We start from the raw sequence: 21,143 nt of genomic DNA, 5'->3' as shown, positions 1-21,143 counted from the left end.
CCGCCCGGAGGCTGGGTGCCGTGTGAGTCAGCTGCGTCCGGCCATGACGCCGCCGTCGACGTCCCAGATCGCGCCGGTGACCCAGTCGGTCCGGTCCGACAGGAGGAAGGCGACGGTGGCCGCGACGTCTTCGGCGGTGCCGGTGCGGCCGATCGGGTGGAAGGCGTCGAAGCCGTCCATCGTGGAGTCCATCTCCGCCTCGGGGATGAACTCCTCGTAGATGGGGGTGCGAACGACGGCGGGGGCGACGGCGTTGGCTCGGATGCCGTGCGGGGCCAGTTCCATCGCGAGGTGCTGGGTCAGGGAGTGCAGTGCGGCCTTGGCCATCGAGTACGCAGAGGAGGGGGTGGCCGCGATGGCCTGGTGCGCCCACATGGAGCCGATGTTGACGATGGCGCCCTTCGCGCCGCGCCCGATCATGTTGGCTGCTACGGTCTGGGTGAGGAAGAAGAAGGCGCGGTTGAGCTCCTGGTATCGGTCGTAGTCGGCTGTCGTGTGCTCCAGGCAGGGCTTGGAGCGAAGACTCCGGCGGCATTGACCAGCAGGGTGGCGTCGGCGTGCTCCTCGGTGAGGGTGGTGCGTAGGCGGTCGACGGCCGTGTGGTCGGTGAGGTCGGCGGCCAGGCCGGTGACCCTGCCGTGGGCCGACAGGGCGGTCGCGGCCCGGTCGGCGCTGGACTGGGTGCGGCCGGTGACGACGGCGGTGCCGCCGACGTCGAGGACGTGGGTCGCGACGGCCTGGCCCATGCCGCTGGTGCCGCCGATGACGATGACCTTCCGGCCGGTGAAATCGAGTGTGTCGCCGGACATGTGGTGCCCCTTTTTCAGGTGCTGTTGTGGGGGGGGTGGGGTGGTCAGTGGGACGGGGACCAGCCGGGCGACCGTGGGGTGGCTCTCCGCGGTGCTCGGTCGGCTCGGGACGTGTCGCGTTCGGGAAGGGGTCAGACGGCCAGGGCCACCAGGAAGCGCGAGACCATGTTGTAAGCGGCGACGGTGGCGACCGCTTCGACCGTCTGGGCTTCGCCGAACAGACGCTTGAGCTCTTCGATGACATCGGCGTCGACATCGATCCGTCGGGTGGACTGATCGGTCAGCGCGAGCAGTGCGAGCTCGTCTTCATTGAAGGGGCCACGGTCCGCGCGATCTCCCTTGAGGGCTCGGCACTTCTCTTCCGTGCCTCCTGCCTGCAGGTATGCCGGGTAGTGGACGCCCCACTCGAAGTCGGCGCGATTGAGCACGGCCACGCGCAGCATGATCAGTTCGCGGTATTCCGACGGCAGGTCGAACTCGGCGCGGACGCGGCCCAGCAGCCAGTTCCATCCTGTGGCGAGCGGGAAGCTCTTCAGCAGGACACGGTCGATGCCGATCAGCTCGCCGCCCGGCCTGCGCGCCTTCATGCCCGCGAGCAGTTCGGGCGGGGGCGCGGGCAGGCTGTCGTCCTGCCAGGGGGCGACTCGGACGTCACTCACGTCGTACTCCTTTGATGGTGCACCGGCCCACGACGGGGATCGGGTGGTACCGGTGATGGATTGCTGCCGGATGCTCCCGGCCAGAGGTGCGGGCGCTCAGGCGGAGGGATCGCGGACCGGGTAGCCGTCGACGCGGCTGAGGGGGTCCGAGGCCGGGGCGGGCGGCAGCCGTCGCCGGGGTATCCCGTCCGGGCGGAGGTCATTCCCCAGGCCGCCGGTGTGGGCGCGGGCTCGGTCGTACACGCAGCAGCGCCATGAGCCCGTGCCCGACCCGGGTTCAGACGGTGTCGTAGAGGCGTACGTCGGGGTCGGCCTTCAGCAGGGGGGACAAGCCGCCGACGACGTCGCGGGTGAACAGCTCGCTGGTCAGGTAGGCACTGGCGTCGGCGGTGGTCCGAAAGCCGTGCAGAACCTGGACGTCGTCGTCGCGGACGAGGAGCTCCTTGCTGATGGCGCCGGGGACGGAGTCGAGGAACGGCTGCTTGTACTGCTCGTATACGCCTGCGGCGGCGGCGCGGTGGGCCGGGTCCACCTGCAAGGTGATCTGGAGATACGCCATGGTTATGCCTCACTAGGTTGCCAGGGAGGGGGCGGGGCAATGAATCCCGCGATGTGCCTGCAACGTTAGGCATGTCCGGCTAGGGCCGGTAGAGGCCCCTATTGAAATCGGGATATAAGTAGTGCGTATGGCCCTAGTGGCGGGCGGCCGCGAGGCTGTCGGCGAGGTGAAGCAGGTCCGGGGCGAGCGGGGAGTCGGCGCTCCAGACGGCTTCGAAGGAGATCTGCACCTCCCGGCCCTGGTCGTGCAGGGGGCGGTGGCAGACGTCCGGTGAGGTCAGTTTGGAGCGGGGGACCAGTGCCGAACCGAGGCCGAGCTTTGCCCAGTCCTCCAGGACCCGGTAGCTGGCGGCCTCGCCCGGATAGGCGTTCAGGGGCATCTCGTGCGCCTGGAACAGTTGCGTGGTGAAGGTGGTCAGGCCGCAGGCGTCGGGGACGAGGATGAACTGCTCCTTGCCGGCCTCCGCGATTTCCACGGGAGTCATTTGCGCCGCGTCGGGAGTGACGACGACGATCGGCTCGACGTCGATGACGCGGTGCTCGAAGCGAGGCATCGCGGCCACGGCCGGGATCAGAATGATGTCGAGCCGGCCGGCCAGCAGACACTCGCGCAGCTCCTGCATGTTCGCCTCGCGCAGCACCAGGTCCCGCGGGGTGGGAAGGCCCTGGACCATGCCGAACGCGCGGGCGACCAGGTGGGGGCCGATCAGCGGCGAGAGCCCCATGCGGATCTTCTGCTCACCGGATTCGGTCAGGCGCCGGGCCTCGACCCCGACGGCGTCGAGCGCGGCAACCGCCCGTTCGATCAGCGGAAGGATCCTGGCGCCGAACGCGGTCTGCGTCACACCGCGCGGCGACCGCTCGAACAGCCTGCCGCCCAGGCGCTCCTCCAGTTTGGCGATGCCGTTCGACAGCGCGGGCTGCGTCACCCCGTACGCTCTCGCGGCGGCGCTGAACGACTTGGTCTCCGCCACCGCCTGCGCATAGCGGAGCCCTTCGAGATTCAGGCGATCCGTTGCCATAGCCACGGCTTATCACTCCATTCACTCATGCCCTCTACCGGGCTGGATCACCTCTGTTTACGGTGAGGCTGCCAGTGACCCAGCATAAGCAATAGCTATGAGCGGCCTCGTCGGAACGGAAGGGCACCATGTCGAACAGCGCCGGGACCATGGTCGTGACCGAGCCCCACGGGCCCCTGCACCCCGAGGCGGCCGAGATGGTCGCGCCCCCGACGGGGTGGGTGCGTGTGTCGGTGGTGGCGAGTGGCGTGTGCAGCGCCGACATCGGCACGGCCGAGGCCGCCGGCAAGGACACGGTATTCCCCATCACCCCGGGCCATGAGGTCGCCGGTGTCGTCGCCGAGACCGGCGCCGACGTCGAAGGCTGGGTGGCCGGCGACCGGGTGTCCGTCGGCTGGTTCGGCGGCAGCTGTGGCCGCTGTGCGCACTGCCGGACGGGCGACGTCGTCCACTGCGCCGCGCGCAAGATCCCCGGCCTGTCGTACCCGGGCGGCTGGGCGCGGTACATCACCGTGCCCGCCGACGCGCTCGCCCGCGTCCCCGACGGCCTCGGCCTCTTCGACGCCGCCCCCTTCGGCTGCGCCGGGGTGACGACCTTCAACGCGATCCGCAAGGCCGACGTCCGCGCGGGCGGACGGGTCGCCGTCTTCGGGATCGGCGGCCTGGGACACCTCGCCGTCCAGTTCGCGGCCGCGCTCGGGTGCGAGACGGTCGCCATCGCCCGCGGCGGTGACCGGGAGCAACTGGCACGCGGCCTCGGCGCCCACCACTACATCGACAGCGATGCCCTGGCGCCCGGAACCGCCCTGAAGGAACTCGGCGGGGCCGACCTCATCGTCTGCACCGCCTCCTCCACCGCCCCCGTGGACGAACTGCTCACGGGCTTGGCCGTCCATGGGCGGCTCACCCTCGTCGGCGTCGACGCCGGCTCCGTGACCGTCCCGGCGGCCCGGCTGGTCATGAACGGCCACACCCTCACCGGGCATCTGACCGGCAGCCCGCGCGAGACGGAAAAAGCCATGTCCTTCGCCGTCACCACGGGTGTGCGGCCGATGATCGAACGGATGCCGCTGGCGAAGGCCGGCGAGGCCATCGCCCGGCTGCGCACGGGAGCACCCCGCTTCCGCATCGTCCTGGACACCACCAGCACCGAGTAGCCGGCCCCCCGCCCCGCCGGCCTCCTCGGCCACACAGCGGGCGGCACTCCGGCCCGCCTTGCATCCGATGTCACAACCACCGACGATCGCGGGGGTCCAGCCTGCGCCGAACGGAGCCACCATGTCCCACCAGGAAACCCAGGACGTCATCGAAACCAACGACGTCATCGTGATCGGCGCCGGCGCCTCCGGACTGGCCGCAGCCACCGCTCTGCACGCCGCCGGCCGCGACGTCGTCGTCCTGGAAGCCCGGAACCGCGTCGGCGGCCGGCTGCTCTCCACCCCCCTCGCGGCCCCCGGGCGGGCGCTCGATCTGGGGGCCACCTGGTTCTGGGACGGCGAGGAACGCGTACGCACTCTGGCCGTCCGCAACAACATCGCCACCTTCGACCAGCACCTCGCCGGCGACACGAAGCTCCAGGAGGCGACCGGCGTCCGCCGCCTCACCGGCAACCTGATCGACGCCCCCTCCCACCGTTTCGCCGCAGGGGCGCAGAGCCTCGCCGCAGCCCTCGCCGCCGGATTGCCCTCCGGGTCACTTCGGCTGGACACGCACGTCACCGCGATCCACCCGAGCAGCCGGGGCTGCCTCGACGTGCTCACTCCGGCCGGCACCCGCCGTACCGGGCACGTCGTCCTGGCCGTTCCTCCGGCGTTGGCACTGGAGCGCATCGACTTCTCCGACGTGCTCCCCGCCGACCTCACGCGGCTGGCGCGGGCCACCCCGGTGTGGATGGGTGCGGTCGTCAAGGTCGTCGCGCACTACCCGACCGCGTTCTGGCGCCAGGACGGGTTGGCGGGGGCGGCGTTCAGCCGGACCGGCCCGCTCCAGGAGATCCACGACATGTCCGGACCCGGCGGCGCGCCCGCCGCACTGTTCGGCTTCGCGCATGCCCGCACCGTCGGCCCCGGCTTCGAACGGGCCCTCACCGCCCAGCTCGTCCGGCTTTTCGGCCCGGCCGCCGGCTCCCCCGTTGCCCTGCACGTGCAGGACTGGAGCACCGAGCAGTGGACCGCCCCGTCCACCGTGCAGCACCTCACCGACCACTCGCTCTTCGGGCACCGCCTCTACCAGCGGCCGGCCCTCGACGGCCGCCTGCACTGGGCGTCGACCGAGACGGCCACCACCCATGCCGGACACATCGAAGGCGCACTCGCCGCCGGGGAACGCGCGGCACGGACCGTGCTCGCGGCGTCCGCGGACGCCGACGACACCGCCCCGGGCATCACCGCCCCCAGCAGGTAGGTCACCATGGTCGACGCCTTCGTCGCGGGCGCCGCCGGCGGCATCACCTCTGGCATCATGGTCGCCACCACCAGCGACCCCACCCCCGCCTTCCTGCCCGCCGTCGCCGTCACCGCCTACCGCCGATGAACACCACGAACCCCGAAACGCCCGCGCCCGGCATCACCGTCGACGGCACCGGGCTCCTCTGCGTCACCCTCCTGCTCCGCCTGCGCAAAGAGATCGACGGCGCAGAGACCGACACCGTCGTCCACGTCATCGCCACCGACCCAGCCGCGCCCCTCGACCTCCCCGCCTGGTGCCACATGACCGGCCACCACTACCTCGGTCCGGTACCGGACGCCGCCGAAGAGCCGGTCTACGCACTGCGGATCGCCGCCGGTGCCCGCCCTACCCGAGCCGGCGCCCCCTGGCATGCGGACGACCCGGAAGGCTGACGGCCCGCGTCACTCCGCCCTCGGCGGCATCGCACGTGAGGCCGTGGAGCATCTGCTGTCCAGCGGGCTCACCCGAGCCGCCCACCTCGTGGGCAACCCGACTGCTTATCCACGCGCCAGTGAGCGCGGTTGACACCTCTTCGACTGCTCCGCGACGGAGAACGGCTGTCAGCAGTACGGGCCTCCCCGGCCGCTGACTCCGCCAGTCGGCCACGTACCGCAGGCGGGGAGCGACGCTGCGAAGTTCCTCGCAGGTCCGCGACGGAGTCCGGCTGTGCGCGAAGCGGGTGTACGACCGGTCGGGCAGCGGCGCGACGCGGTCCGCCTCGGGCTCTCCACGCGGCCCCCGCTGCCGGCGGCGAAAAGTAACGGCCCCGGGGGCAGCAGCGCGGCCCAGGGCCGGTGGAAGCTCGCGCTGCTCCACGCGTGCGGCAGGCAGTTGAGCGTGGACCGGGGCGCGGTGTCGCCGCACCGCTCCTCAGCCACGGGCTGTCGGCACGACGACGCGCGTGGTGGGCCGGAAGGACGCGCGGTGAGAAGGGGGCGGCCGTCGAGAGGGGCGGCGCATCGGCGCCGCCCCTCTGCTATGCGACCGTCACCAGGAGGACTTGGTCACCCCTGGCAGGTATCCGGCGTGGGCCTGCTCGCGCACGTTGACGCGGGAGAGGCCGAACTTGCGCAGGTGGCCACGCGGTCGTCCGTCCACGCTGTCCCGGTTGCGCACGCGGGTCGCGCTCGCGTCTCTGGGCTGGCGGCGGAGCTCCGCCTGCGCGGCCGCCTTATCGTCCTCCGAGGTGCTCGGCGAGACCAGAACCTCCTTGAGTTCGGCACGCCGTTGCGCATAGCGGGCCACGATCAGTTTGCGCTTCTCGTTCTTGGCGATCTTGCTCTTCTTGGCCATCAGACACGCCCCCCGCGGGCCCTGATCCGGGCGACGGCGGCCTCGATGCCGATCGCGTCCACGGTCTTGACCGCTCGCGCGCTCAGCCGCAGGCGCACATTGCGTCGCTCGCTGGGCAGCCAGTACCGCTTGCTCTGGATGTTCGGGTCGAACCGGCGCGAGGTGCGCCGATGCGAGTGGGAGATCTTCTTGCCGAAGGCCGGCGCGGCGCCGGTCAGTTGGCAGTGGGCAGACATACGGTTCAGCCTTCCTGTTCACCGCTGTTATCGGTAATGGAAATCATTGTCGTATGCTACCCGCATGGCTCGCAACGAACTACGCCCGATCGTCAAGCTCCGCTCCACCGCCGGCACCGGCTACACGTACGTGACTCGCAAGAACCGCCGGAACAACCCCGATCGGCTCGTCCTCAGGAAGTTCGACCCCGTCGCCCGGCGCCACGTCGACTTCCGCGAGGAACGCTGACGCACCAGGCCGACCGCCCATCCGTTCTCCGAACCAGGGACACACCCATGAAGCCCGGAATCCACCCCGCCTACCGCCCCGTCGTCTTCCGCGACAAGGCCGGTGACTTCGCCATCCTCACTCGCTCGACGATGACCAGCGAGAAGACCGTCGAGTGGGAGGACGGTCACACCTACCCGGTGGTCGACGTCGAGATCTCCTCCGCGAGCCACCCCTTCTACACCGGCACCGCCCGTGTGCTGGACACCGCCGGCCGCGTCGAGCGTTTCGAGCGCCGCTACGGAAAGGACGGAGGCCGGCGATGATCCCCGGAGGACCCATGCCCGTGGTGATCGTCGGCGGGCTGCACGCCGACGCCCGTCGCGAGACGGTCGCCCGGCTGCTGCGCGAAGTGACCGGCAGCGTCGCCCTGCACCACGACCTGTCCAACGGGCCGGCCGGCGCGGTGCGCCGCGGCATCCGCGACAGCACGGGCGCCACCTCCTGGTCCGAGACGCCCCTGGTCAACGACTGCGCCTGCTGCGCCCTGCGCGAGGACCTGGTGCCCGAGCTGGCGCGACTGGCGGACGCCGGTCCCACCCGTCTCGCGGTCGTCGAACTGTGGGACTCCGTGGAACCGCGCGGGATGGCCGAGGTCATCGCCGCCCACGGTGACCGCGGCTTCCGGCTCACCAGCGTCATGACCGCCGTGGATCCCGCACTCGTCCTGCCGTGTCTGTCCAACGGCGACGACCTGGCGGAGACCGGTCTGGCCGCCGCCGTCACGGACCGGCGCACCGTGGGCGACACCTTCGCCCGGCAGCTGGAGTACGCCCCGGTCCTCGCCGTGGCGGACAGTCCCGAGACGGGGCTCGACGACCTCGCGCTCCTGCGGCAGCTGCATCCGGCCGCACGTCAGATCCGTGTCGGCTCGGGACAGCTGGCCCGTGCCGCCTTCACCGGGTTCGACGTGGCCGCGGCCGCCGCCGCCCAGCACCCCGCCTGCGCCCGGCTCCCCCACGACTGCGACGAACAGGGTGTCAGCACCCTCGTCTGGCGGCGTCGGCGGCCCTTCCACGCGGGCCGCCTCTACGAGGCGTTGGAGGACCTGTGCTGCGCAGCGGCCCGCAGCCGGGGCCGGTTCTGGCTGGCGGACCGGCCGGACAACCTGCTCGCCTGGGACGCCGCCGGGGGCGCGCTGTGCGTGGAGGACGCCGGACCGTGGATGGCGTCCCTGCCGGACGCGGCCTGGGAGATGATGCCCGCCGAGCGCCGTACCGCGGCCGCCCTCGACTGGCACCCGGAGCACGGCGACCGCTGCCAGCACCTCGTCTTCACCTCCCCCGATCTGGACCGTGCGGGGCTGCTCTCGTTGCTGGACTCCTGCCTTCTCACGGACGAGGAGCTGGTCTCCGGTCCGGACGCCTGGCCGCGGCCCACCGGCTTCGATCACCTGCTCGACATCGCCGCCTGACCCGCCCCGCCGAACATTCGAGGATCTCTCATGCCCCGCCCAGCCAAGGTCGCCGTCGCCCGTAAGGACCGGCCGAACCCGCTCGACGCCGCCGGCATCGCGTACATCGATTACAAGGACACCGACCTGCTGCGGAAGTTCATCTCCGACCGCGGCAAGATCCGCAGCCGCCGCGTCACCCGGATCAGCCGGCAGCAGCAACGGCAGATCGCCACGGCCGTCAGGAACGCCCGCGAGATGGCGCTGCTCCCCTACTCCAGCCGCTGACTCCCACCTCATTACGGTCCGGCTCCCCGCCGGCGAAAGGACTGCCATGGCCGTTCCCAAGCGCAAGATGTCCCGCAGCAACACCCGGCACCGCCGCGCCCAGTGGCGCGCGATCACACCGGCGCTCGTCCCCGTGACCGTCGACGGAAGCACCCACCTGGTGCCGCAGAACCTGCGGAAGGCCTACGAGCGCGGTCTTCTCCGCCCGGATGGCTGAGCAGCGTGCCACCCCCCGTCCGGACGCCTTTGAACCCCACGGGAAGGCGTGCGTGCACGGGTAGCACGGGGCCGCGCTGCCCCGAAGACCCCGGGCCGGGTGATGGTCGCAGCCACGGCATCACCCGGCCCGGTCGACCTGGCACCGGCTTCATACACGGGAGGGCACGTGACGGTGATCAGCATGTGCCCCCGGAGCCCTCTCGGCTCCCGGCGCCTACCAGGGCGTGGCGCGGGCGACTCCGCCGACGGCACTCCCGTACAGCTGCGCCGTACAGGAGAGCAGGCCGGCGACGCACCTCACAGCGTGTCATCCGATCGGATGCGCTTCGGCGGGGAACTGTGGGGGCATGACGACACAGCTCGGACTTCCCGAAGGCATCCAGGCCTGTCTCTTCGATCTCGACGGAGTGGTCACCCGGACGGCGGTGGTGCACGCCGCCGCCTGGAAGGCGACTTTCGACGCCTTCCTGCGCGAGCGTGACGGGGCCGGCTTCCGCCCCTTCTCCGATTCCGACTACGACCAGTTCGTCGACGGCCGCCCCCGGGCGGACGGCGTCCGCTCCTTCCTTGCCTCCCGGGACATCGAACTCCCCGAGGGCACCCCCGACGATCCACCGGACACGCGGAGTGTCAACGGTGTCGGCAACCGCAAGAACGAGCTCCTCCTGGAAAAGATCCGTACCGACGGTGTGGAGCCGTACGAGGGCACGCTGCGCTACATCGACGCGGTCCGCGCCGCGGGGCTCGCCACCGCGATCGTCTCCTCCAGCGCCAACACGCGCGACGTGCTGCACTCCATCGCCGCCGAGCAGCTGTTCGACGTACGGATCGATGGCGTGGTGGCCAGGGAACGGAATCTGCCGGGCAAGCCGCGCCCCGATACCTTCCTGGCCGCCGCCCGGGACCTCGGGGTGGAGCCGTCCCGGGCCGCTGTCTTCGAGGACGCGCTGGCCGGTATGGACGCGGGCAGGTCCGGGCACTTCGGCTTCGTCGTCGGCGTCGACCGGGTCGGGCAGACCGACGCACTGTACGCCCACGGCGCCGACCGTGTCGTCAAGGACCTCGCCGAACTCGGAGGCAACGCGTGATCACCAACCGGACGTACACCGTGGAGCCCTGGCGCGTGCGCGAGACGGCTCTCGACCTCGATCTCCTGGCCCAGAGCGAATCCGTCTTCGCCCTGTCCAACGGGCATGTCGGCTGGCGCGGCAACCTCGACGAGGGCGAACCGCACGGCCTGCCCGGCAGCTACCTCAACGGGGTGTACGAACTGCACCCGCTGCCCTACGCCGAGGCGGGTTACGGCTACCCCGAGTCGGGTCAGACGGTCATCAACGTCACCAACGGGAAGCTGCTGCGGCTGCTGGTGGACGACGAGCCCTTCGACCTGCGTTACGGGCGGCTGGGCAAGCACGAGCGCACCCTGGACTTCCGGCGCGGTGTGCTGGAGCGGAGCTGTGAGTGGACCTCCCCGGCGGGTACGACCGTCCGGGTGCGTTCCACCCGCCTCGTCTCGCTCACCCAGCGCGCCATCGCCGCCGTGCAGTACGAGGTGGAGCCCGTCGACAGCCGGACCAGGGTGGTCATCCAGTCGGAGCTGGTCACCAACGAGAGCCTGCCCTCCGCCGACGGCGACCCGCGGACGGCCAAGGCGTTGCAGTCCCCGCTGGAGCCGGAGGAGGACCAGGCCGTCGGGTCGCGGCTGCGTCTGGTCCACCGCACCCGGCGCAGCGGCCTCAGGGTCGCTGTGGCCGCCGACCACGTCGTGGACGCCCCCGGGGAGATCACCACCAGCAGCGAGAGCAACACGGATGTCGCCCGCCTGACCATCACCTCCGTCCTGGACCCGGGACAGCGGCTGCGGGTGCAGAAGACCGTGGCCCACGGCTGGTCGGGCGCCCGTTCCCGGCCCGCGATGAGCGATCAGGTCGAGGCCGCACTGGCTGCCGCCGCGCATGGCGGCTGGGACGAACTGGTGGCGCAGCAGCGGGCCTACCTCGATGACTTCTGGGCCCGCGCCGACGTCGAGGTGCACGGCGACGAGGAGATCCAGCAGGCCGTCCGCTTCGCCCTCTTCCATGTGCTCCAGGCCGGTGCCCGCGCCGAACAGCGGGCGATCCCGGCCAAGGGACTGACCGGTTCGGGGTACGACGGCCATGCCTTCTGGGACACCGAGATGTTCGTGCTGCCCCTCCTCTCCTACACCGAGCCCAAGGCGGTCGCCGAGGCGTTGCGCTGGCGGCAGGCCACCCTGCCCGCCGCCCGGGACCGGGCTACCCAGCTCGGACTGCGCGGTGCTGCGTTCCCGTGGCGGACCATCGACGGCTCGGAGGGCTCCGCGTACTGGCCGGCCGGCACCGCCGCCTTCCACGTGGCGGCCGACATCGCGCACGCCGCGGTGCGCCACACCGCGGTGACCGGCGACGCCGCGTTCGAGCGCGAGACGGCCCTGGAGCTCCTGGTGGAGACAGCGCGGTTGTGGCGCTCCCTGGGCCATCACGACCCTCACGGTGTGTTCCACATCGACGGCATCACGGGGCCGGACGAGTACAGCGCCGTCGTGGACGACAACACGTACACCAACCTCATGGCCCGCTCCAATCTCCTCGCCGCGGCCGACGTGTGCGAACGCCACCCTGAGGAGGCGGCCCGGCTGGGTGTGGACGAGGAGGAGAGCGCCGCCTGGCGAGACGCCGCCGAGGCCGTGCACATCCCCTACAACAAGGAGATCGGCGTGCACGAGCAGCACGCCGGCTTCACCCACCACCAGCGCTGGGATTTCGCGAACACACGCGCCGACCAGTACCCGCTGATGCTGCATTTCCCCTACTTCGACATCTACCGCAAGCAGGTGATCAAGCAGTCCGATCTCGTGCTGGCCATGTACACCTGCGGCAGCTGGTTCGAAGCGCACTGCGACGACGACCAGCTGGCCGCGAACTTCGCCTACTACGAGCCGCTGACGGTACGGGACTCCTCCCTGTCGGCGTGCTGCCAGGCCGTCGTCGCCGCCCGGACCGGGCATCTGCGGCTGGCCTACGACTACACCGCCGAGGCCGCGCTGATGGACCTGGCCGACCTGGAGCACAACACCCGCGACGGACTGCACATCGCCTCGCTGGCCGGTACGTGGATGGCGCTGGTCGCCGGATTCGGCGGCACCCGACGGGACGGCGACAGCCTGCGCTTCGCGCCCCGACTGCCGGAGAAGTTCAGCCGCCTGGCCTTCCGTCTCCAGTTCCGCGGCCGGTGCCTGCAGGTGGAGATCGAGCCGGACAAGGCGACGTATGCGTTGCTGCTCGGCGACCCTCTGACGATCCACCACCACGGCACGGAGGCGCACGTGAACGGTGAAGGGCCCGTCACCCTCGCGATCGCCCCGCCGAAGCGGCGGCCGACGCCCGAACAGCCGCTGCACCGCCGCCCGGGCGCCACCGACCGGCCGGGCCCCGTGCAGAAGTGAGACGGGGCGACCGGTCGGGCTCGCCGGACAGCCGCCCCGGCCCGGGGGCCCGACCGCCCCGGGCCGGGGCGGCTGCCTCTTCGCGGCCGAAACCCCGCTGGTCCACCGGCTCCCCGGTGACCGCGCCGCCGCCGGCGTACTCGTCCGAGCCGGCCCGGGTCTGCGGGGTCTCGGCGGTGTCGCACAGCATCAGGTGACTCCCGGCGGGCAGCACGTCCAGGTAACCGCGGAGCCCGGTCACCTCCGCGCAGCCCTCCGAACGGCTCAAGTCCGGTCACGTAAAGGGTCGTTCGCGTTCCGCCGAGCGTCGCAGGGCGTTGCACACCCTCTTGACGGGCTCCCCTCCTTCGCTAAGGTCTAGACCTGCAAGCGTCGGTCTAGACCTTCGCATGTCGAGTTGCCCTGTCGGCAACGGAGTACGTTCACCTGGGCGGACCCAACGTGCACGAAAGGAATTGAATGTCATGCGCATGAAAAAGACGTGGGCCGCAGTGCTGGGCGCCCTGGTCGCTCCCGCAGTGGCCCTGAGCCTCCCGGCGCCCTCGGCGAGTGCCCACGGCTGGGTGGTCTCGCCGTCCAGCCGCCAGGACCAGTGCGCCAATCGCGTGGTCCCGTGCGGCCAGATCAAGTACGAGCCGGCGAGCGTCGAGGGCCCGAAGGGGCTGCGCACCTGCAGCGGAGGCGACTCCCGCTGGGCGGACCTGGACAACGACAGCAAGGGCTGGAAGGTCACCCCGGTGGGCACCACGGAGACCCTGACGTGGACCATCGAGGCGCGCCACGCCACGAGCAGCTGGCAGTACTTCATCGGCGACCAGAAGATCGCCCAGTTCAACGACGGTGGCCGCATCCCGGCCGCCACGGTCAGCCACCAGCTGGACTTCAGCGGGTTCAGCGGCAAGCAGAAGGTGCTCGCCGTCTGGAACATCGCGGACACTGCCAACGCGTTCTACGCCTGCATCGACGTGAACATCGGCGGCAGCGACGGTGGAGGCGGTGACGACGGCGGCGGCGACAACGGCGGCGGCGAGGAGCCCGGCGACTGCACGGTCGCCGCCTGGAACTCCGGCAGCGTCTACAACGGTGGCGAGACCGTCTCCTACAACGGCCACACCTGGCGGGCCAAGTGGTGGGTGACCGGCGAGGAGCCCGGCACCACCGGCGAGTGGGGCGTCTGGGAGGACCTCGGCGTCTGCTGAGCCCCGCGAGGGCCCCGACTCTCCGGGAGCCCTGACACCGCGATGCCCTGACACCGCGGTGGCCGCGATTCCCAGCGCCCGGGGCCGCCCGCATCACCAAGGACGATGCCCCCTCCCGCACGACCGGCCGGCGCAGATCCCCGAAGGACTGCGCCGGCCGTTCCGCACCTTCCCCGGCATCACAGCACCGCTCCCCCACCACCAGGAGACAGCGTGAGAACTCGGCATCGCCTGCTCGCCTGCGCCACCGCCGCCCTGCTCGGCGGCGCCGGCGCGCTGATGACCCCGGCCACCGCGCAAGCGGCCAACCTGCTGACCAACCCCGGCTTCGAGGCCGGCACCCTCGCGGGCTGGTCCTGCGCGGGGAGCACGGGCTCGGTCGTGAGCAGCCCTGTGCACGGCGGCTCCCGCGCACTGGCCGGGGCCGCGAGCAACTCGGACACCGCGCGGTGCGCGCAGACGGTGTCCGTGCGGCCCGACACGAAGTACACCCTCTCGGCCTGGGTCCGCGGCTCGTACACGTACCTCGGTGTCCAGGGCGGCACGTCCACCTGGACGGGCTCCGCCTCCGACTGGAAGCAGCTGACGGTCTCCTTCACCACCGGGTCCTCGCAGCAGAGCGCCGAGATCTACCTGCATGGCTGGTACGGGCAGGGCACGTATTACGCGGACGACATCAGCCTCGACGGACCCGGTGGCAGCGACGACACACAGGCGCCCTCCGCGCCCGGCAACCCGCGCGCCACCGGCACCACCGCCACCAGTGTCTCGCTCGCCTGGGGCGCGGCCTCCGACAACGTCGGCGTCACCGGCTACGACGTGTACCGGGACGGCACCCTGGCCACCTCGGTGACGGGGACCTCGGCGACCGTCGGCGGGCTGACGCCCAGCACCTCGTACCGCTTCACCGTCCGGGCGAAGGACCGCGCGGGCAACGTGTCCCCCGACTCAGCGGCCGTCACCGCGACGACCGGGAAGGACGGCGGCAGCGGCGACCGCTTCATCCAGGCCGCCCCGTACCTCTACCTCGGCTGGGGCAACCCGCCGAGCCCGGCGGAGGTCATGCGGGCCACCGGCATCAAGTGGTACACCATGGCGTTCATCCTCGCGCAGAACGGCTGCAACCCCACCTGGGACAGCCAGCGGCCGCTGACCGGTGGCCAGGACGAGGCGGCGATCAAGGCCATCCGGGCGGCCGGCGGCGACATCGTCCCTTCCATCGGCGGGTGGAGCGGCAACAAGCTCGGGCCCAACTGCTCGACGACGGACGCACTCGCCGGTGCATACCAGAAGGTCATCGACGCCTATGGACTGAAGGCGATCGACATCGACATCGAGAACACCGACGAGTTCGAGAACGCCGCCGTGCAGACCGCATCCTCGGCGCGCTGAAGATCGTCAAGCAGAACAACCCCGGCCTGAGGACGATCGTCACCTTCCCCACGCTCAACACCGGACCCAACTCCTGGGGCAACCGGCTGATCGAGCGCGCCCATGAACTCGGCGTCGGCATCGACAACTTCACCATCATGCCGTTCAACTTCGGTGGCCAGGCCGACATGTACGGCAACACCATCAAGGCCACCGAGGGGCTGAAGGCCAAGCTCGTCTCCACCTTCGACTGGACCGACCAGCAGGCGTACAACCACATCGGCATCTCCGGCATGAACGACTCCAGCGACGCCGGTGAGATCACCACTCCGCAGATCTGGACCCAGATCCGCGACTGGGCCAACAGCCACGACCTCGGGAGACTCGCCTTCTGGGCGGTCAACCGCGACCGCCCGTCCTGGCAGTTCACCTCCATCACGGCCGGTTTCACCGGCTGACGCGCTCGCACCATGGGGTGCGCCCCGCCCGCAGGGGCGTACCCCACGTTCACCAGGACCAGCCGCGGCACGCGCTCTCCGGCTCGGTCCTCGCGGAACGCACCATGGCGCAGCACCGGCGCCCGTACGGCCGCCAAGACACCGATCGGCTTCTCCCCCGCCTCTTCGGCAGAGGACATCGATGATCTCGGCGGTGGTCCGGAACCGCGTGCGCTCCTCCTGCTGGGTGCGACCGGTCTCCTCGGCCGGCTTCTCGGCGCTGCCCCGGCCGGCCTCCTTCGGCGCCGGTCATGACGGCGCCCTTCGGCTTCGCGGACGTCGCCGACGCCCGGCATTACACGGAATTCCACGCGCAGACCGGCAAGATCGTGATCACCGTCGATCACGGCACCGATGCGGCCGGATCGCGGTCATCGCCGACGACCGACCCCGCTACGAGGAGCCGCACCATGCGCGCGATCATTCAGCACACCTACGGAGGGCCCGAGGTCCTCACCGAGACCGAACTGCCGCTTCCCGAGCCGGGCGCGGGCGAGATCCGCGTCCGGGTCGCCGCGGCGGGCGTGAACCCGACCGACTGGAAGCACCGCGACGGCACCGTCCCCTACGACCACGGCCTGCCCGCCACCACCGGCTGGGACGTGGCCGGCGTCGTCGACAAGGTCGGCCCCGGTGTCACGATCTTCGACGAGGGCGACGCGGTTTTCGGCATGCTGCCGTATCCGTACGCGCCCGGCGGCTACGCCGAGTACGCCACCGGGCCGGCCCGGGCCTTCGCGGCCAAGCCCGACACCATCGACTTCACCCAGGCCGCCGCGCTTCCCCTGGCGTCGCTCACGGCCTGGCAGGCGCTGAACGACACCGCCGGGCTCACCCGTGGGCAGCGGGTGCTGATCCAGGGCGGGGCCGGCGGTGTGGGGCACCTTGCCGTACAGATCGCCCGTCACCTCGGCGCCGACGTGACCGCCACCGCGTCGGCCGCCGACGCGGAGTTCGTACGCTCCCTGGGCGCGGACCACGTGTTCGACTACCGCACCACCACCATCAGCGACGTCCTCACGGACGCCGATGTCGCACTCGTACCGCTCACCGGGCGGACGCGTCTGGACTCCCTGCGCTCCCTGCGCCGCGGCGGCGTCCTCGTCTCCCTGCTGGGCGCCGACGACGAAGCACTGGCCCTGGCCGACGAACGAGGTGTGCGGTACCGCAGCATGCTGGTGCAGGCCGATCACGCCGGTATGCGGGCCGTCGCCGACATGGTCGAAACGGGCGCGCTGCGCGTCACGGTCCACTCGACGCTCCCGCTGTCGAGCGCCGCCGAAGCACACCGGCTCGGCGAGGCCGGCAAGATCGACGGCAAGCTCGTCCTCATCCCCTGACTTCGGACACAGGTGGAGCGGTCCACCGGTGCGAGGTTCGTCCCGGCCCGCGCGGGCACAGGACGCTGCCCCCGGTCTTCCCGCAGGGGCCTTTCTTCTCGCGTGGCCGGGCCCGAGCCTTGACGCCGAGGGCCGTCCGGCGGCGGCCGGGAATGTGGGTGAAAGTTGATGCACGCGAGGCTGCCGCAGCAGAGTCCGCTCGCCGAACGGGCAGCAGGGGTGAGCAGGCGGCCGTCCGACGCGTCTCGGCTGGCCGCCCTGCAACGCAGCTTCGGCAATGCGGCGGTCACCCGTGCGCTGAACGGCACCCCCGTACAGCGGTACACCGAGCCTGACGCGGAGCAGGACATCACGGACACCGTGACGTACGACCGGATCTCGCAGAACGGGAGGATCGCGGTCTCCGGCCGCCAGGAGGCCTTCGCGGAGGCCGGATTGTTCGAATCGGCGAACACGGCGTTGGCCGCGTCGGAGCAGGTCCGCATCCGCCTCGAACCGGGCCGCGAGGTGGTGGTCGGCGGCCGGGTGCTGCGCCGGGTACTGCCTGTCTTCGCGTCGAGGGAGGCCGCCGAGGCTGCCCAGGCGAACAGTGAACACGAGCCCCTCGCGGGTGAGAGCGCGCAGGTCAGGGGGGCGAAGCTCGACTCCTACCGGCAAAGCGTGGTTCAGCCGCCCGCCGCACTCGGGGTGCTCCTGCGGGACATCGCCAGGCTGGCGGGCGGGGGCCGCCCCAGCGACGGGAGCGTCAACGGCGTGCACCAACGGCTGCTCGCGCTCGCGTTGGACAACCAGGGCGCGGCGCGGGCCGCCGAGCACGTCCCGGTGAACCCGCTGCTCGACCCGGTCGATTACCTGAAGACGGCGGGGCGGCTCATCGGCGAGATCGTCCTGGAGTACGCCGGCTCCCGGGAGCCGGAGCGTGTGATGCAGGATCTCCTCATCACGATGCCCAACGACTGCCAGGCCGCCGCGCAGAGGCTGCTCGGCACCAGGACGGGCGAACTCCAGCAAGCAGGGGCCGAGCCGGCGGTCGGCCAGAACCACTATGTGAACCTGAGTGACATGTCCGGTCGGTGGAACAACCATTTCGGCGCGGTGATCATGCGGGACGGCGACGACACCCTCACCTTCGAGGCGGCGGCGGACAGCAGCAGCCGTATCAGTGAAGGCAAGTCCCTCGGATACTTCGCGTTGTACGGGAAGCACGGCACCTCGCAGTCCTTCGACGCGGACCTGCGCCGGCAGAACGCCGTGGGGAGTGCCTGAACACTCCGAGAGGGGGTGACGGTGGTTGCGGCGGACACGCCCACGAGTGGGCGTGTCCGCACGGGCTAACCGCCTGCGGTCACCGACGACGGAGACCCGACCGCCTCCGCGGGTTGCCCAGCCGGCGCTGACCGTGACCATCGGGCCGCGAGCGCCGCACAGACCGTCAGTTGCATCTGGTGATACAGCATCAGGGGCAGAACGGCCAGCGCGGCCTTGGCTCCGAAGAGCACGGAGGCCATGGGCAGCCCGTTGGCCAGACTCTTCTGCGATCCGCAGAGTACGACGGCGATGCGCGAGGGGCGGTCCAGGCCCGCGATGCGGGCGGCGGCATGTGTCCAGGCCAGTGCCGCCACGAGCAGCATGGCGAGGACGGCGAGCAGGCCCAGCAGCCTGCTCGGTGTGACGCTGCTCCAGACGCCCTGGTTCATTCCCGTGCTGAACGCCACGTAGACCACCAGGAGGATGGAGCCGCGGTCCACCGGGCCGAGGAGCCGCTTGTGCCGGTTCACAAGGGCTTGCAGCCTGGGGCGCAGCAGCTGGCCCGCAAGGAACGGAGCGAGTAGTTGTGCCCCGATGCGAAGGGCTCCGTCCGCGGAGAGACTGGCCTCCGATCCGATCAGCCAGGCGGCGAGCAACGGGGTCGCCGCGAGCCCGATCACGCTGGAGTAGGTGCCTGCGCAGATGGCGGCGGCGATGTCGCCTCGGGCGGCGGAGGTCAGCGCCACCGATGACTGGACCGTGGAGGGGACGACGCACAGGAAGATGATCCCTGCGCCGAGTTGGGCGGTCAGCGCGTCGGGGGCGAGCCACAGTACGGCCAGTCCCAGTATGGGGAACAGGGCGTAGGTGGAGACGAGGATCAGCGTGTGGAGGCGGATGCGGCGCATGCCCGCGAGAGTCTCCTTCGTGGAGAGCCTCAGGCCGTAGAGGAAGAAGAGGAGGACGATCGCCAGCTGTGACGCGGTGCGGGCGGCCGTTTCGGCCGTACCGGAGGCCGGCAGGAGCGCGGCCAGCGTGACGGTCGCGACGAGCGCGGCCACGTAGGGGTCGATGAACCGGGGCCATCGCGAGCGCGGTGACGGCCCGGAGTTCTGTGACGAGCGGCGGAAGGGGTCGGGTGGGGCAGGGCTGTCCGGGAGGCCCTGCCTCCGGTTGTCGGTCACCCTCGGTCCTTCGCATCATCGTCGGTGCTGTCGGGGTTGATCAGAGTGTCCATGAGGTCCACCGCGCTGCCGTCGTGGTCGCTGCCGGAGGTGCCGCTGCCGTGGTTGGTGTTGGCTGTGCGGTCGATCTCCAGCCAGGAGTCGGCTTCGGAGTTGTCGACGACCACCAGGTTCAGGTCCCCGGCCGCAGCCGGGGAGCCCGCAGCGGCCAGGAGCGTCGCGGCCAGGACCAGCGCGGCTGCAGCGCCCAGGCCGAGAGGGGGACGATTGTGCGGCTCGCGCAGGGGGCGGGCCGGGGCAGGGGCGGGTGAGTGGGCGCGGGCGGTCATGCGGAGAGAGCCTCTTGTGCGTCGTGATGCCGGCTGATGTTCCGCTCCAGCAGCTGTGTCGACTCGCGTACCCCGATCTCGCCGGTGTCGTCGGCGGCGGGCAGTCGTCCGTCCGCGAACTGCAGCTCCGCCAGGGCTGTGTCCACCGCTCGATGCGCGGCGAACAGGCAAGGGGTGCTGTAGATCGCCACGTCGACCCCGAGTTCCGTGAGCTCCGAGAGCGAAAGGCGGGGGGACTTCCCGCCGGCGATCTGATTGAACAGGAGCGGTTTGTCGCCGATCACCCGGCGGATGCGCTTGATCCAGTCGACGCTGCGGACCCCGTCCACCAGGACCACGTCCGCGTCGGTCTCGGCGAGGGCCTCCGCTCGGCGCAGGATGTCGGCCTCTTCCGTGGCGTCGGTGCGCGCGACGACGACCATGTCGGTGCGGGAGGCGAGGACCAGCTCCAGCTTTTCGAGGTACTCCTCAAGAGGCAACACCTGCTTGCCGTCCGCGTGGCCGCACCGGCGGGGCCGCTTCTGGTCCTCCAGGATGACCCCGGAGGCCCCGATCCGTTCCAGGCGCTGCACCACGTGGCAGGCCACCTCGGGGTCGACGTAGCCGTCGTCGATGTCCACGAGGAGGTGCTGCCGCGGAAATGCGCCGCGCAGCCGCTCGACGAATGCCACCATGTCCGGCCACGCGATGAATCCGATGTCAGGCAGGCCGTAGTAGGACGCCGCGAATCCGAACCCGGAGACGAAGAAGCCGTTGTAGTGCTGGGCCGCGATGGACGCGGAATACATGTCGTAGATTCCGATGAGTGGCGTCGTTCCGGACGCGCCGATCTCCTGCCGCAGGACATTTCCGTACGTCATGACAGTTCTCCGTGGGGGGGTGATGGCCCCGGCTTGCCGCCCGGGGCGTTACGCCTGCGCCACAAGTGAAGGTATTCCTCATGGCGCGAGGAGGTTCGATAGTCGGATGAGAAGTCAAGGTTGCGATGACTTCTCCGTACGACCGGGAAGGGCGAATGGAAGAACTCTCCGCCTTTCGCGAAAACCATAGCTTTGCCCTCCATTTGCCCGCAAGGTGCTTTTTTCGCCTTGGCTTGAATGAGCCTTTTGCGAATGCTGCTTAAAAAATTACAATCCCGTTCAATAATTGAAGCCAGACCTGTTTATGTCGAGAAAGGAAACGCTTCCTCATTCTTCCGGCACGTGTGTGCTCCGGTCATACGTCGCACCCCCGGACAACGTCAGGTGGCTCGTGTCCCCGGCTCCGCACTCACGTGCCCGCGGTACGTATTCCCGAAGGCGCCCGCCCTGTCGCGAACA

22 protein-coding genes and 2 pseudogenes are annotated in these 21,143 nt (G+C 70.6%); 15 read left to right on the top strand and 9 right to left on the bottom strand.

Translation table 11 applies throughout. The features are described 5' to 3' along the window. Positions 1 to 27 precede the first annotated feature (27 nt). The 4 genes and pseudogenes from ACFUJY_RS30320 to ACFUJY_RS30305 all read right to left on the bottom strand — a co-directional run bounded on the left by ACFUJY_RS30320 (position 28) and on the right by ACFUJY_RS30305 (position 3,048). Positions 28 to 746: pseudogene (locus ACFUJY_RS30320) on the bottom strand (SDR family NAD(P)-dependent oxidoreductase). Between the two features lie 194 nt (positions 747 to 940). After that, positions 941 to 1,468 carry a carboxymuconolactone decarboxylase family protein gene (locus ACFUJY_RS30315; RefSeq protein WP_383305591.1) on the bottom strand — a complete coding sequence of 176 codons (528 nt, stop codon included), beginning with the start codon at positions 1,466 to 1,468 and terminating at the stop codon, positions 941 to 943. Between the two features lie 277 nt (positions 1,469 to 1,745). Then, positions 1,746 to 2,027 (bottom strand): hypothetical protein, encoded by a 282-nt coding sequence (locus ACFUJY_RS30310; protein ID WP_383305590.1) that lies wholly within the window; start codon positions 2,025 to 2,027, stop codon positions 1,746 to 1,748. 133 nt (positions 2,028 to 2,160) lie between these two features. After that, a complete protein-coding gene (locus ACFUJY_RS30305; protein WP_383305589.1) occupies positions 2,161 to 3,048 on the bottom strand; it encodes a LysR family transcriptional regulator in 888 nt (295 codons plus the stop codon). 128 nt (positions 3,049 to 3,176) lie between these two features. Here ACFUJY_RS30305 and ACFUJY_RS30300 point away from each other — a divergent pair, with 128 nt between their 5' ends. The 4 genes from ACFUJY_RS30300 to ACFUJY_RS30285 all read left to right on the top strand — a co-directional run bounded on the left by ACFUJY_RS30300 (position 3,177) and on the right by ACFUJY_RS30285 (position 5,888). Further along, a complete protein-coding gene (locus ACFUJY_RS30300) occupies positions 3,177 to 4,205 on the top strand; it encodes an alcohol dehydrogenase catalytic domain-containing protein (RefSeq protein ID WP_383305588.1) in 1,029 nt (342 codons plus the stop codon). Between the two features lie 121 nt (positions 4,206 to 4,326). Next, positions 4,327 to 5,451, top strand: a complete 1,125-nt coding sequence (locus tag ACFUJY_RS30295; RefSeq protein WP_383305587.1) for a flavin monoamine oxidase family protein — start codon at positions 4,327 to 4,329, stop codon at positions 5,449 to 5,451. Between the two features lie 6 nt (positions 5,452 to 5,457). Beyond that, a complete protein-coding gene (locus ACFUJY_RS30290; protein ID WP_383305586.1) occupies positions 5,458 to 5,580 on the top strand; it encodes a hypothetical protein in 123 nt (40 codons plus the stop codon). Beyond that, positions 5,577 to 5,888 (top strand): sulfurtransferase TusA family protein, encoded by a 312-nt coding sequence (locus tag ACFUJY_RS30285; protein ID WP_383305585.1) that lies wholly within the window; start codon positions 5,577 to 5,579, stop codon positions 5,886 to 5,888. The genes ACFUJY_RS30290 and ACFUJY_RS30285 overlap by 4 nt, the downstream gene beginning before the upstream one ends. A gap of 595 nt (positions 5,889 to 6,483) precedes the next feature. On the opposite strand, the gene rpsN is transcribed toward ACFUJY_RS30285, so the two are convergent. Both rpsN and rpmB read right to left on the bottom strand, forming a co-directional pair. Then, entirely contained in the window at positions 6,484 to 6,789 is a 306-nt protein-coding gene (rpsN, locus tag ACFUJY_RS30280) for a 30S ribosomal protein S14 (protein ID WP_383305584.1), read from the bottom strand. Continuing rightward, positions 6,789 to 7,025, bottom strand: a complete 237-nt coding sequence (gene rpmB, locus ACFUJY_RS30275) for a 50S ribosomal protein L28 (protein ID WP_383305583.1) — start codon at positions 7,023 to 7,025, stop codon at positions 6,789 to 6,791. The genes rpsN and rpmB overlap by 1 nt, the downstream gene beginning before the upstream one ends. Before the next feature lie 64 nt (positions 7,026 to 7,089). On the opposite strand from rpmB, the gene rpmG reads away from it, so the two are divergent. From rpmG to ACFUJY_RS30220, 11 genes and pseudogenes are all read left to right on the top strand, one after another. After that, positions 7,090 to 7,254 carry a 50S ribosomal protein L33 gene (gene rpmG, locus ACFUJY_RS30270; RefSeq protein WP_019525525.1) on the top strand — a complete coding sequence of 55 codons (165 nt, stop codon included), beginning with the start codon at positions 7,090 to 7,092 and terminating at the stop codon, positions 7,252 to 7,254. Positions 7,255 to 7,301: 47 nt separating this feature from the next. Beyond that, positions 7,302 to 7,559 carry a type B 50S ribosomal protein L31 gene (locus ACFUJY_RS30265; RefSeq protein WP_383305581.1) on the top strand — a complete coding sequence of 86 codons (258 nt, stop codon included), beginning with the start codon at positions 7,302 to 7,304 and terminating at the stop codon, positions 7,557 to 7,559. Further along, positions 7,556 to 8,707: a CobW family GTP-binding protein gene (locus tag ACFUJY_RS30260; RefSeq protein ID WP_383305579.1), complete on the top strand. Its 1,152-nt coding sequence runs from the start codon at positions 7,556 to 7,558 to the stop codon at positions 8,705 to 8,707. The genes ACFUJY_RS30265 and ACFUJY_RS30260 overlap by 4 nt, the downstream gene beginning before the upstream one ends. A 30-nt stretch (positions 8,708 to 8,737) precedes the next feature. Continuing rightward, on the top strand, positions 8,738 to 8,974 hold the full coding sequence (rpsR, locus tag ACFUJY_RS30255) for a 30S ribosomal protein S18 (protein ID WP_383305577.1): 237 nt from the start codon (positions 8,738 to 8,740) through the stop codon (positions 8,972 to 8,974). A 46-nt stretch (positions 8,975 to 9,020) separates the two neighbouring features. Further along, positions 9,021 to 9,191: a 50S ribosomal protein L32 gene (gene rpmF / locus ACFUJY_RS30250; RefSeq protein ID WP_383305575.1), complete on the top strand. Its 171-nt coding sequence runs from the start codon at positions 9,021 to 9,023 to the stop codon at positions 9,189 to 9,191. A gap of 349 nt (positions 9,192 to 9,540) precedes the next feature. Next, positions 9,541 to 10,281, top strand: a complete 741-nt coding sequence (locus tag ACFUJY_RS30245) for a beta-phosphoglucomutase family hydrolase (protein WP_383305573.1) — start codon at positions 9,541 to 9,543, stop codon at positions 10,279 to 10,281. After that, positions 10,278 to 12,656, top strand: coding sequence for a glycoside hydrolase family 65 protein (locus ACFUJY_RS30240; RefSeq protein ID WP_383305571.1), 2,379 nt, complete (start codon positions 10,278 to 10,280; stop codon positions 12,654 to 12,656). Before ACFUJY_RS30245 ends, ACFUJY_RS30240 begins: the two co-directional genes overlap by 4 nt. A 464-nt stretch (positions 12,657 to 13,120) precedes the next feature. Then, positions 13,121 to 13,855: a lytic polysaccharide monooxygenase gene (locus tag ACFUJY_RS30235; protein WP_383305569.1), complete on the top strand. Its 735-nt coding sequence runs from the start codon at positions 13,121 to 13,123 to the stop codon at positions 13,853 to 13,855. 213 nt (positions 13,856 to 14,068) lie between these two features. Beyond that, positions 14,069 to 15,684, top strand: a pseudogene (locus ACFUJY_RS30230) (carbohydrate binding domain-containing protein). 449 nt (positions 15,685 to 16,133) lie between these two features. Beyond that, positions 16,134 to 17,063, top strand: coding sequence for an NADP-dependent oxidoreductase (locus ACFUJY_RS30225; RefSeq protein WP_383305609.1), 930 nt, complete (start codon positions 16,134 to 16,136; stop codon positions 17,061 to 17,063). A 168-nt stretch (positions 17,064 to 17,231) separates the two neighbouring features. After that, positions 17,232 to 18,329, top strand: coding sequence for a hypothetical protein (locus ACFUJY_RS30220; RefSeq protein ID WP_383305567.1), 1,098 nt, complete (start codon positions 17,232 to 17,234; stop codon positions 18,327 to 18,329). A 65-nt stretch (positions 18,330 to 18,394) separates the two neighbouring features. Here ACFUJY_RS30220 and ACFUJY_RS30215 read toward each other — a convergent pair whose 3' ends face one another. The 3 genes from ACFUJY_RS30215 to ACFUJY_RS30205 all read right to left on the bottom strand — a co-directional run bounded on the left by ACFUJY_RS30215 (position 18,395) and on the right by ACFUJY_RS30205 (position 20,684). Beyond that, complete coding sequence (locus ACFUJY_RS30215; protein WP_383305608.1) at positions 18,395 to 19,384, bottom strand: bile acid:sodium symporter family protein; 990 nt, start codon at positions 19,382 to 19,384, stop codon at positions 18,395 to 18,397. Positions 19,385 to 19,491: 107 nt separating this feature from the next. Continuing rightward, the gene (locus ACFUJY_RS30210; protein WP_383305565.1) at positions 19,492 to 19,824 is read right to left on the bottom strand and encodes a hypothetical protein; all 333 of its coding nucleotides are present in this window, start codon (positions 19,822 to 19,824) and stop codon (positions 19,492 to 19,494) included. Then, positions 19,821 to 20,684 carry an oxaloacetate decarboxylase gene (locus ACFUJY_RS30205; protein ID WP_383305563.1) on the bottom strand — a complete coding sequence of 288 codons (864 nt, stop codon included), beginning with the start codon at positions 20,682 to 20,684 and terminating at the stop codon, positions 19,821 to 19,823. Before ACFUJY_RS30205 ends, ACFUJY_RS30210 begins: the two co-directional genes overlap by 4 nt. Between the last annotated feature and the right edge of the window lie 459 nt (positions 20,685 to 21,143).

Source organism: Streptomyces sp. NPDC057249 (genome assembly GCF_042669245.1).
GTDB lineage: Bacteria > Actinomycetota > Actinomycetes > Streptomycetales > Streptomycetaceae > Streptomyces.
Note: the sequence above shows the minus strand (reverse complement) of the source record. Positions and strands in the feature narration are given on the sequence as shown.